General features: G+C 61.9%; 8 protein-coding genes and 1 rRNA gene. 4 read left to right on the top strand and 5 right to left on the bottom strand.

Annotation, left to right across the window (positions count from 1 at the left end; translation table 11 throughout):
• Nucleotides 1-168: 168 nt before the first annotated feature.
• The gene (locus tag H146_RS0115805; protein WP_019952863.1) at nt 169-612 is read right to left on the bottom strand and encodes a VOC family protein; all 444 of its coding nucleotides are present in this window, start codon (nt 610-612) and stop codon (nt 169-171) included.
• Between the two features lie 429 nt (nt 613-1041).
• Between H146_RS0115805 and H146_RS0115815 the strand changes: the two genes are divergently transcribed.
• Nucleotides 1042-2100, top strand: a complete 1059-nt coding sequence (locus H146_RS0115815; protein WP_019952865.1) for a metal-dependent hydrolase — start codon at nt 1042-1044, stop codon at nt 2098-2100.
• A gap of 56 nt (nt 2101-2156) precedes the next feature.
• Complete coding sequence (locus H146_RS0115820; RefSeq protein ID WP_019952866.1) at nt 2157-3074, top strand: LysR family transcriptional regulator; 918 nt, start codon at nt 2157-2159, stop codon at nt 3072-3074.
• Between the two features lie 12 nt (nt 3075-3086).
• Here H146_RS0115820 and H146_RS19645 read toward each other — a convergent pair whose 3' ends face one another.
• Nucleotides 3087-4784, bottom strand: coding sequence for an ATP-binding protein (locus tag H146_RS19645; RefSeq protein WP_019952867.1), 1698 nt, complete (start codon nt 4782-4784; stop codon nt 3087-3089).
• Between the two features lie 64 nt (nt 4785-4848).
• Nucleotides 4849-5562, bottom strand: a complete 714-nt coding sequence (locus H146_RS0115830) for a winged helix-turn-helix domain-containing protein (protein ID WP_019952868.1) — start codon at nt 5560-5562, stop codon at nt 4849-4851.
• Between the two features lie 575 nt (nt 5563-6137).
• On the opposite strand from H146_RS0115830, the gene H146_RS0115835 reads away from it, so the two are divergent.
• On the top strand, nt 6138-9053 hold the full coding sequence (locus tag H146_RS0115835; RefSeq protein ID WP_019952869.1) for a ribonucleoside-diphosphate reductase subunit alpha: 2916 nt from the start codon (nt 6138-6140) through the stop codon (nt 9051-9053).
• Between the two features lie 104 nt (nt 9054-9157).
• Nucleotides 9158-10270: a ribonucleotide-diphosphate reductase subunit beta gene (locus H146_RS0115840; RefSeq protein WP_019952870.1), complete on the top strand. Its 1113-nt coding sequence runs from the start codon at nt 9158-9160 to the stop codon at nt 10268-10270.
• A gap of 177 nt (nt 10271-10447) precedes the next feature.
• Here the strand turns inward: H146_RS0115840 and H146_RS19650 are convergent, their stop codons facing one another.
• Nucleotides 10448-10930, bottom strand: a complete 483-nt coding sequence (locus tag H146_RS19650) for a hypothetical protein (protein ID WP_156826860.1) — start codon at nt 10928-10930, stop codon at nt 10448-10450.
• A gap of 379 nt (nt 10931-11309) precedes the next feature.
• Nucleotides 11310-11408, bottom strand: a 5S ribosomal RNA gene (gene rrf, locus H146_RS0115850); the annotation flags it as partial.

Raw genomic sequence — 11408 nt, forward strand, 5'->3', positions numbered from 1 at the left:
ATGGCCGCAAGGATCGGGATAGCCTGAAACGAGGGTTATTCGCCAGGGATGGCGAATTTAGCGCCCAGGGAGGGGTTTATAGCGCCCTCGTGGAAGGCTTGTCCCGATCTGAATTACTTTATCGGCAGCCTCAAAGGGCGCCACGAGGCGCCCCTCACGTTGCCGAACCTACCAGCTGCCGGTGTTCTCCATCGACGCCCAGGGTTCCTGCGCCGCCTGCGCATCGCCCTTCTGCAACAGCTCGATGGAAATCCCGTCGGGCGTTTTGACGAAGGCCATGTGGCCGTCACGGGGCGGCCGGTTGATGGTCACACCGTTGTTCATCAGGCGCTGACAGGTGGCGTAGATATCATCTACCCGGTAGGCCAGATGGCCGAAATTGCGAGCATCCTTTGAAAGCTCCTCCGGGTCCCAGTTCCAGGTCAGCTCGAGTTCCGGCGACTGGTGCTTGCTGGAGGATGCCACATCCTCGTCGGCAGCCAGAAAGATCAGGGTAAAGCGCCCCTTCTCGCTCTCCTTGCGGCGCACCTCCTTCATCCCCAGCAGGTCACAAAAGAAGTGCAGCGACTGGTCGATGTCGGTGATTCGCAGCATGGTGTGTAGATATTGCATGGTCTCTCCAGCTTTCTTTAAAGGCGTCGTGATGGGCAGGCTTTTCGCCCGCCTTGTCCTGCAGGATAGCTGGACCGTGAGCCGTTCACAGGTTGAGATTGTCCGGGCGCACATCGAGCTGTTCGAGACGCTGCGCCAGCAGCCCCGGAAAGCGGCGATACCAGGTCTGGTTGAGCGGCGAAGGGTGCGGCAGCGGATAGAACCTGAAGGTGCGGCTGCCACCGGCCGGGCGAGCTCTCGAAAGGCCTGTCGCTGGCGTTGCTCCAGCGCCATACTGCTCTCCTTAAGCCGCATCAATATTGGCATGCTATGGTAAATGGCGTCTTGCTCGATTCCAGGCTCGAGCACAGCCGTCATGGACGGTAACACCATCAACGCCGGTTCGATGGCACAGATAACGCACTCCCCGATCAGCAGGACATAAAAGGCATGGATTCATTGACACAGGCCTGCCTCGGCGGCGCTATTGGTGGCGCAGTGCTGGGAAGGCGGCTGGGACGCCGCGCGGTAGTGCTGGGCGCGGTCACCGCCACGCTGCCGGATCTCGACAGTTTCATCGATTACGGCAACGCAGTGGCCGACTATACCTTTCATCGCGGTTTCAGCCACTCGCTGTTCGTGCTGACCGGGGTGGCGGCACTCGCCACGCTCATATGCAGCCGGCTGCCACGGGCCCGCGACATCCCGGCACGCCGGTGGTGGTGGTTCTGGTGGCTGTGCCTGATCACGCATCCGCTGCTGGACGCCTGCACCACCTACGGCACCCAGCTCATGTGGCCGCTGGCGCCGCCACCCACGGCCTGGCCGCTGTTTTTCATTATCGACCCGCTCTATACCCTGCCACTGCTGATCGCCGTTATCGTCATGCTGATACGCGGCCGACCGGGACGCGCGCCGCTGGCGGGACTGGCGCTCTCCACGCTTTACCTCGGTTTTGCCATATCGGCGAAGGCTGCAGTGATCGATCACATTACGCCAACGCTGATCGAGCGTGACCTGGTCGACCGCCCGGTGATGGTCCAGCCAACGCCCTTCAACACTTTGGTGTGGCGGGTAACGGTGATCGACGACGGGCGTCAGCTGGAGGCGCTGGTCAGTCTGTTCGACGGCGACCAGGCGCCGCGCTTCGATCTCTTCCGGCGCCCGCAGGTCGACTACGACAGCGCCGTCGATCTGTGGGCAGGGCAGCGGCTGGCGTGGTTTTCGGCACCCTTCTGGCGCATTTCGGCAGCCGATGACCAACTGCTGATCACCGATCTGCGCATGGGCTTTCCGGGCAGCTATTTCTTTGCCTTCGTGGTCGCCGAGCGCGAAGATAACGGGTGGCAGGCAGTCACGCCGCGCCAGCCGCAGGACCTGCGCCCCGACATGTCACTGCTGCCACGGCTGGCGGCGCGTATTGTCGATTCGCGGGCGCTCTGCCCGGCTGATTTCGGCGATCGTGACCTGCTGTTGCCAGAGAGCGAGTGTGTGATGCCCTCGACCTGACCACGAGACGCAGGACGCCCTGCACTGAACGCGAATACCATGAGAGACAGGTCTTCATGATCGAATTTCGCCACCTGCGCACCCTGCTGGCACTTCGCGACACAGGATCGCTGGTCGAGGCCGCCGAACGTGTCCATCTGACGCAGTCAGCGCTCTCTCACCAGCTCAAGGATCTCGAGGAGCGGCTGGGCTGCCCGCTCTTTCTGCGCAAGACCCGCCCGGTTCAGTTTACCCGCGCCGGCCAGCGTCTACTGGGGCTGGCCGAGCAGGTGCTGCCCCAGGTACGCAACGCCGAGCGCGATATCGCCCGCATGGCCGGCGGCGAGCAGGGTCGGCTGCACATGGCAATCGAGTGCCACAGCTGCTTTCAGTGGCTGATGCCTACTATCGACCATTTTCGCGACCACTGGCCCGAGGTGGAGGTCGACATCCCCGCCGGTCAGCACTTTGACCCACTGCCGGCGCTGGCCCGCGAACAGCTCGACCTGGTGATCACCGCCGACCCACAGCCGCTGGCGCAGGTGCACTACGAGCCGCTGTTTCGCTACGAGAGTCTGCTGGCGGTATCCCGCCAGCACTCGCTGGCCGAACGTCGCTTTGTGACCGCCGAGGAACTCAGTGAGGAGACGCTGATCACCTATCCGGTAGCGCACAGCAAGCTGGACGTTTTCAGCCGCTTCCTCGATCCGCTGGGCGTTCACCCGCGCGAGACCCGCACCGCCGAGTTGACCATGATGATGATGCAGCTGGTGGCCAGCGGTCGCGGCGTTTGCGCGCTACCCAACTGGGCGCTGACCGAGTATCTGCAGCGCGACTATGTACGCGCCTGTTCGCTGGGTGAAGAGGGCGTGTGGGGCACGCTGTACGCGGCGGTGAGAAGCGACCAGTTGGAGCTGGCGTGGATGACCGACTTCCTGCGCACGGCGCGGGAGACCTCCTTTGCGGTGCTGGACGGCATTCGACCGGCGAATTGACGGCGTCGTACGCTATGACACCTCATCGTCGTCCGACCATTCACGCGGCAGGCAGAGTATAAAGCGGGCGCCGCCCAGCTCCGGCGCGCTGTCTACCTCGACATGGCCGTCGTGCCACTCCATGACCCGCGCCACGATCGCCAGTCCGAGGCCATAACCGCCGTTTCTTTCCCGCTGGCGGGTACGGCTGTCGTCAAGACGAGCGAAGGGTTTGAAGATACGTCGACGCGACTGTTCCGGCACGCCGGGGCCGTCGTCCTCGACGCTGATATAGACGCTCTGGTTATCGCCCGTCAGCTGGATCCGGACCCGGCTCTCGGCATGGTGGCAGGCGTTGACCACCAGATTCTGCAGCGCCCGCTGCAGGTAGCGCCGGTCAGCATGCACCCTCAGCGCGCTGTCGCCGACCACTTCCAGTGTCAGGCGCGGAAAGAGCGTTGTCAGCGTCTTGACCACTTCATCGGCCATATCGCCTACCGCCAGCGTAATCGGCGCCAGCGGTATGCTGCCATCTGCCGTGTTGTCCAGCCGCGCGTAGGTCAGTATTTCGTCGATCAGCCGGTCGATCGCCTCGATGTCGTCGTCGACACCGCCCAACAGCCGCCGAATCGCGGGCGAGTCGCTCATGTCATCGACCATCTGCAGGGCGAAGCGCACCCGCGCCACCGGCGTGCGAAACTCATGCGATACGGCACGCATCAACTCCTGCTGTGACGACAGCACCGACTGCACCTGATCGGCCATGGTGTTGAACGACTGCTCCAGCTGGGTCAGGTACTCCTGCCCCGGCTCCGCTCGAGCGCCGAAATCTCCGGAGGTGAACCGCAGGGTAATCTGCTCGAGCCGTGTCAGGCGCCGTTCCAGACTACGCAGCAGCAGATAGATCACCATGCCAAACAGCAGCAGCAACATCGCCATGACCGCGGCGATCACCATCAGCGGCAGCGGCTCGAAGGGGCGCAGCGGGCCGACCATCAGCCAGCGCCCGCCGGGAAGGCTGGCATAAAATGAAAGGTTGGCACGATCGGCGCCGATGTTGATGACCACATGGCCATCATTGAAGCTTGCAAGCTGCCGCTCGGAGAGCCCGGGCGGCGTGCCGCTGCCCAGTCCCATGCCGACCGCCATGCGCTGGCGCAGGGATCGAAAGCGCGTCTCGCGCTCTGCCTCGGGCGCAAGTTCCAGCCACTGGCGCAGCAGTGACACCAGCAGTATCGGCTGGCGCTCGGAGAGCCCGACGAACTGCGCCGCCAACACCGCGCCATCCTCGCCCGGCAGCTCCCGGTAGAGCTGCCAGCCGCTCTCGCCCTCGGCGCGACGCGCCAGTACGCCGCCGTTGTTGAGCCGGTAGCGCTCGAGAAACCCCAGTCGCAGCGTTTCCGGGTCGGACATGGCAAGGCGAATGCCCAGTTCATCTTCATAGGCACTGAGCCACTGATCGCGGGCATCGGCGGGCTGAGACGCCACCAGTGCGGTCAATAACGCCATGGGCGCACTGGCAAGCCGCTGACGATAGCTGTCCTGACGCCAGTCGTTGATCAACCAGGCGGCCCCGAGGCCGACCAGAAAGATCAATAAAAGCGATATGAACAGCATCAGGTAGAGACGGCGAAAGCCACCGTTGGTCGACCGGGTGGACGACCAACGCGCGCTCGGGCCGCTATCGGTATCCTGATAAATGGATGGCGTCCGGCCGGTTTGCAATGCCATCTTTCATTCCCGTCGGAGGATGACGATCACCGGGCATCGTTCTGACCAGGGGCACCGCCGTGGTTCAGCTTTCACGTACGAACAGATATCCCCTGCTGCGTACGGTCTTGATGCGCTGCGGCTGATGGGGGTCGTCGCCGATCTTGGGACGAATGCGCGATACGCGCACGTCGATAGAGCGATCCTGACCATCGTAGCGGATGCCGCGCAGCGCCGAGAAAATTTCTTCACGGGTCAGCACGCGCCCGGCGTGAGAAGCGAGCAGCCAGAGCAGATCGAACTCGGCACTGGTCAGGTCGATGCGTTCACCGTTGAGCCAGGCTTCGCGGGTCGAGGCTTCGATCACCAGGTCGCGAAACTCGAGCCGCGTCTCCTCCTGCTCGGAGGTTTCAGGGCCGTCGGCACGGCGCAACAGTGCCCTCATACGGGCCAACAGCACACGTGGCGGCACCGGCTTGGGTACGTAGTCGTCGGCGCCCATTTCGAGCCCCAGCACCTGATCCATATCGTCGGTGCGCGCGGTCAGCATCAGAATCGGCCCTGCATACTGCGGACGCGCTCGGCGACAGATCGACAGTCCGTCCTCACCCGGCAGCATCAGATCGAGAATCACCAGGTCAGGGCGCAGCGACACGATACGCTCTACGCCGTTGGCGCCGTCATGCTCGACGCTGACTCTGAACCCGTTGCCTTCAAGATATTCGCGCGTCAGCGCGGCCAGCCGCTCATCATCCTCGACGATAAGAATGTGCTCGTTGGCGTTTGTAATGTTATCCAAGGCTTGTCCGTCCGATCATTGTAAAGAGAGCTTTCCTGCCATCGCCTGACGCTGCGTTCTTTTCTGCCGCAGGCAGGCAAGACAACCCTCGACATGGACACCGCACTTCGATCAGTGTTCCGTTAACCACATTGTGCCACCCTTGCCGGAAACTGCCCATATCGATGGCCGCGCGATCATATCGCGCGGCTGTCTACCCTGACACGCATGAATTTTTGTCCGATTGCAGCCTGTTTCGGCTGAAATATTCGCGATCTACCCCACCCTATAGAATCGATGGCAAGGCTTTCCCGTCAACGCCAGCGGCAGCAGGCGTTGCGCCGGAAAGGTCACAGGTTGTCCACATCCCACGCACTCTTGACCACAACTTTTTACTGTTGAGCCCCCTCGCAAGACACAATATAGTGTGCCTGCAACGCCGGCAGACACACTATATTGTGTCCGGGCGCGCAAAACGCCCGATAACGGCAGCCCGCTTTCAACGACTCGCTTCAACGGTTATGCCGCTCTCTCCTGCACTTTAAGCAGGCGAACACGGCCTATCTTTGACCTTAACGGCATGGAAGGAATATCGCATGGCTACGTCCACTGACGAGCGCAGACATCAGGTCGCGCTTGATGACGGATCGCAGGATCATACGACCCATCGCCAGGTGCTGCGCATCATCAAGCGCACCGGCGATACGGTCGAATTCGACCCCGGCAAGATTTCCGTGGCCATGAGCAAGGCCTTCCTCGCCGTGGAGGGCAGCAACGCCTCCGGCTCCTCGCGCATTCGCGAACAGGTCGAGGCGCTGACCCAGTCCATCGTCGAGACCTTCGAGCGGCGCATGCCGGAAGGCGGCACCCTGCATATCGAGGATATTCAGGATCAGGTCGAGCTGGCGCTGATGCGCTCCGGCGAGCACAAGGTGGCACGCGCCTATGTGCTCTATCGCGAGGAGCATGCCCGCGCTCGCGCCGCCGAGCAGCAGGGCATCGAGCGCCCCCATCCGACCATCAACGTCACCCAGCCCGACGGCAGCCGCCGGCCGCTGGATCTGGCACGCATCGAAACGCTGGTCGGCGATGCCTGCAGCGGCCTTGCCAATGTTGATGCCAAACGCATCGTCGAGGAGTCGTTGCGCAACCTCTACGACGGCGTCACCGCCGATGGCGTAGCCACCGCGCTGATGATGACCGCGCGCACCCTGGTCGAGAAGGAGCCCAACTACACCTTCGTCACCGCGCGCCTTCTGCAGGACAACCTGCGCCGCGAAGCGCTCTCCTTCCTCGGCCTCTGCGAGGAAGCCACCTTCGGCGACATGGCCACCCTCTACAGCCGCGCCTTCTCGACCTACGTGGCACGCGGCATCGAGTTCGAGCAGCTCGACCCGCGGCTGGCCGAATTCGATCTGGAGCGCCTCGGCGCCGCGATCGATTACGAACGCGACAATCAGTTCACCTATCTGGGCCTGCAGACCCTCTACGACCGCTACTTCCTGCATCGCGACGGCGTACGCTACGAGCTGCCGCAGGTGCTGTTCATGCGCGTAGCAATGGGTCTGGCACTCGAAGAGGACGACCGCGACGCGCGCGCCATCGAGTTCTATCAGCTGCTGGCGAGCTTCGACTACATGACCTCGACGCCGACGCTGTTCAACGCCGGCACCGTGCGCAGCCAGCTCTCCTCCTGCTACCTGACGACCGTGCCGGACAATCTCGAGGGCATCTATGGCGCCATCCGCGACAACGCCATGCTCTCCAAGTGGGCCGGCGGTCTGGGCAATGACTGGACGCCGGTACGCGCACTGGGGTCCTACATCAAGGGCACCAACGGCAAGAGCCAGGGCATCGTGCCCTTTCTCAAGGTGGTCAACGACACCGCCGTGGCGGTCAACCAGGGCGGCAAGCGCAAGGGCGCGGTCTGCTCCTATCTGGAGAGCTGGCACCTGGATATCGAGGAGTTCCTCGAGCTGCGCAAGAACACCGGTGACGATCGCCGCCGCACCCACGACATGAACACCGCCAACTGGGTGCCGGATCTGTTCATGAAGCGCGTCAGCGAAGAGAAGGAGTGGACGCTGTTCTCGCCCTCGGTATGCCCCGATCTGCACGATCTCTACGGTGCCGCCTTCGAAAAGCGCTACGAAGAGTACGAGGCGATGACCCGTACCGGCGAGATCAAGCTCTACAAGCGCGTGCCGGCGAAGGATCTGTGGCGTCGCATGCTGTCGATGCTGTTTGAAACCGGCCACCCCTGGATCACCTTCAAGGACCCCTGCAACCTGCGCAGCCCGCAGCGTCACGCCGGGGTCGTGCACTCTTCCAACCTGTGCACCGAGATCACCCTCAACACCAGTGCCGACGAGATCGCGGTGTGCAACCTGGGGTCGATCAATCTGGCCGCGCACATCGTCGATGGCCGGCTCGACAGTGAAAAGCTCAAGCGTTCGGTCAAAACCGCCGTGCGCATGCTCGATAACGTCATCGACATCAACTATTACGCAGTGCCCCAGGCCAGGCGCGCCAATTTCCGTCACCGCCCGGTGGGTCTGGGGCTGATGGGCTTTCAGGATGCGCTCTACAAGCAGGGTATCGCCTACGCTTCACAGCAGGCGGTAGATTTCGCCGACAACTCCATGGAGCTGATCAGCTATCACGCCATCGAAGCCTCCAGTGACCTCGCCGCCGAGCGTGGCCGCTACGAATCCTTCGAGGGCTCGCTGTGGAGCCAGGGCGTGTTGCCGATCGACTCGGTGAACGAGCTGGCCCGCGAGCGCGGCGAGCAGTATCTGCAGATGGACACTTCCGCCACCCAGGATTGGCAGCGCATCCGCGACAAGGTGCGCCGTCAGGGGATGCGCAACTCCAACGTGATGGCGATCGCGCCGACCGCGACAATCTCCAACATCTGCGGCGTGACCCAGTCGATCGAGCCGACCTATCAGAATCTCTATGTGAAGTCGAACCTCTCCGGCGAGTTCACCGTGGTCAACTCCCATATGGTGCACGCCCTCAAGGAGCGTGACCTGTGGGACGAGGTGATGATCAACGATCTGAAGTATTACGACGGCTCGCTACAGCCTATCGAGCGTATCCCGGAGGATCTGCGCGAGCGCTACGCTACCGCTTTCGAAATCGAGCCGCGCTGGATCGTCGAGGCCGCTTCGCGTCGTCAGAAGTGGCTCGACCAGGCGCAGTCGCTGAATCTTTATATCAGTGGCGTCTCCGGTCGCAAGCTGGACAACACCTACCGTATGGCATGGCAGCTGGGGCTCAAGACCACCTATTACCTGCGTGCCCAGGCCTCGACACGGCTGGAGAAATCCACCCTGAAAGGCACCGATGGCAAGCTGACAGGCGTCAAGCCGGCCGCCGCACCTGGTGCTGCAACCGGCGACAGCCGTCCGTCCAGCGCCGCTCCGGCGGCCGATCCGCAGCAGCCGATGGGCTCGGCACCGCCCCTGGCCTGCTCGCTGGACGATCCGGACTGCGAGGCGTGTCAGTAACGTACATTTGCACCACCGAGGCAGCGACCGCCGTGTCGCTGCTGACGAATATAAAGGCCGCTCCGCGTCGGTGACGTCGGAGCGGCCCGCAGGAGGCCAACAACATGCAGGAATCCACACTCTTTGATGCCGAAGACGGCAATGGGCAGGTCGACAACAGCGGTCTGGGCGAAATCGACGTAGGTGCGGCACGTATCGATGCCAGCGAAAAGTCGATGATCAATGCCCGTTCCGACGTCAATCAGTTGCTGCCACTGAAATACGGCTGGGCCTGGGAGAAGTACCTCTCCGGCTGCAATAACCACTGGATGCCCACCGAAGTCTCGATGCAGGGCGATATCGCCACCTGGCGCGCACCGGTCAACAGCCCGGAAGGATTGACCGAGGACGAAGTGCGCATGCTAAAGCGCAATCTCGGTTTCTTCGCGACCGCCGAGTCGCTGGTGGCCAACAACATCGTACTGGCGGTCTATCGTCATCTGACCAACCCCGAGTGCCGTCAGTATCTGTTGCGCCAGGCCTTCGAGGAAGCGATCCATACTCACACCTTCCAGTACATCTGCACCTCGCTGGGCCTCGATGAGGGCGAGCTGTTCAACATGTACCGCGAGGTGCCGTCGATTACCGACAAGGACGCCTGGGCACTCAAGCACACCCAGAACCTCGAAGATCCGGATTTTCGCACCGGTTCACCGGAGCGCGATCAGGCCTTTCTACGCGACATGGTGGCCTTCTATGTCATCTTCGAAGGCATGTGGTTCTATACCGGCTTCGCCCAGATTCTGGCGCTGGGTCGGCGTAACAAGATGGTCGGTATTGCCGAGCAGTATCAGTACATTCTGCGCGACGAATCGATCCACATGAACTTCGGTATCGACTGCATCAACCAGATCAAGATCGAAAACCCACACCTGTGGACCGAAGACTTTCAGGAAGAGATCCGTGGCATGCTGCGCGAGGCGTGCGAGCTGGAGGTTGCCTACGGCAAGGAGACCATGCCCCGCGGTATCCTTGGCCTGAACGCCGAGCTCTGCGAGCAGTACATGCACTTCATTACCAACCGTCGCGCCGAGCAGATCGGTCTCGCTCGCCTCTTCCCCGAGGTGGATAACCCCTTCCCGTGGATGTCGGAGGTGATCGATCTGCCCAAGGAAAAGAACTTTTTCGAGACCCGTGTCACCGAATATCAGACCGGCGGCGCATTGAGCTGGGACTGATCTCTTCATTCGACGCACCGACAAGGGGCCCTGATGGGCCCTTTTTTGTGCCCTGCCATCCCTGGCGGGCACCCTTCCGCTGGCGCTGCCAGCGCGCAGTAAGATACCCTCCGAGCTCGCATACAAAAAGAGCCTCTTCAGAGAGGCTCTTTTAGACCGACAGAACAGATAACCGTTTTACTGCTGCTGATTATCGTCGCTCATCTCACTGCCCGCTTCCTGCATGGCGTCACCGGTCGCATCGGTAGCATCGTCGGCAGCATTACTGGCGGCATCGCCTGCGTTATCAAGTGCTTCGCCCGTCTCATCAACGGCATTGGAAGCAGCGTCGCTGGTAGCATCAGCCGCATTGGAGGCAGCGTCGCCAGTGGCATCGGCGGCATTGGACACAGCATCACCAGTGGCATCAGCAGCGTTGGAAGCGGCATCACCGGTGGCATCAGCAGCGTTGCTGGCGGCATCGCCGGCCTGGTCCGCAGCCTGACTCATCTCTTCGCTGGCATCATTGGCACCATCATCATTGCCGCAACCAACGAGTGCAAAGCCCATACCCATCATGGCAACCAACAGTAGACTCGATGTCCTTTTCATTTTGCCCTCCCCCTTGCCTGGTGATAAGTCGAATAATTCACAACCAATGACGGAAATAATCCTTTTCAACGGTTAATATAATTGTGGTTCAGGCATGCAGAAAGCGCCAGCATCAGAGAAGAGTTCAAACTGTCATACAACTGAAAAGCGAGGGACTCCGGACAGAAGCGTTGACGACGTAGATGCCTGATTTGCAGCTCTTTGTGGTCGGGGTCCGGAAAAGCAAAACCCCGACCATGGGCCTGGGTTTCAAAAGGGTGCCTGACGATGACCCGGGCGGCGTTCCGCTACTGTTACTCGTCCCGTCCCGGGACTCGCCCTGCGGGCCCGCTGAAGCGGTTCCCGTCTGTTCCCGACAGACGGGTCATGGGGAGACCCCTGAAAAGCCCATGGGGAGGACCGGAAAAGCAAAACCCCGACCATGTTGTAATCGGGGTTTCAAAAGGGTGCCTGACGATGACCTACTCTCGCATGGGGAGACCCCACACTACCATCGGCGCTGAGCGGTTTCACTGCCGAGTTCGGGATGGGATCGGGTGGGACCCGC

Source organism: Kushneria aurantia DSM 21353, from assembly GCF_000382245.1.
Taxonomy (GTDB): Bacteria; Pseudomonadota; Gammaproteobacteria; order Pseudomonadales; family Halomonadaceae; genus Kushneria; species Kushneria aurantia.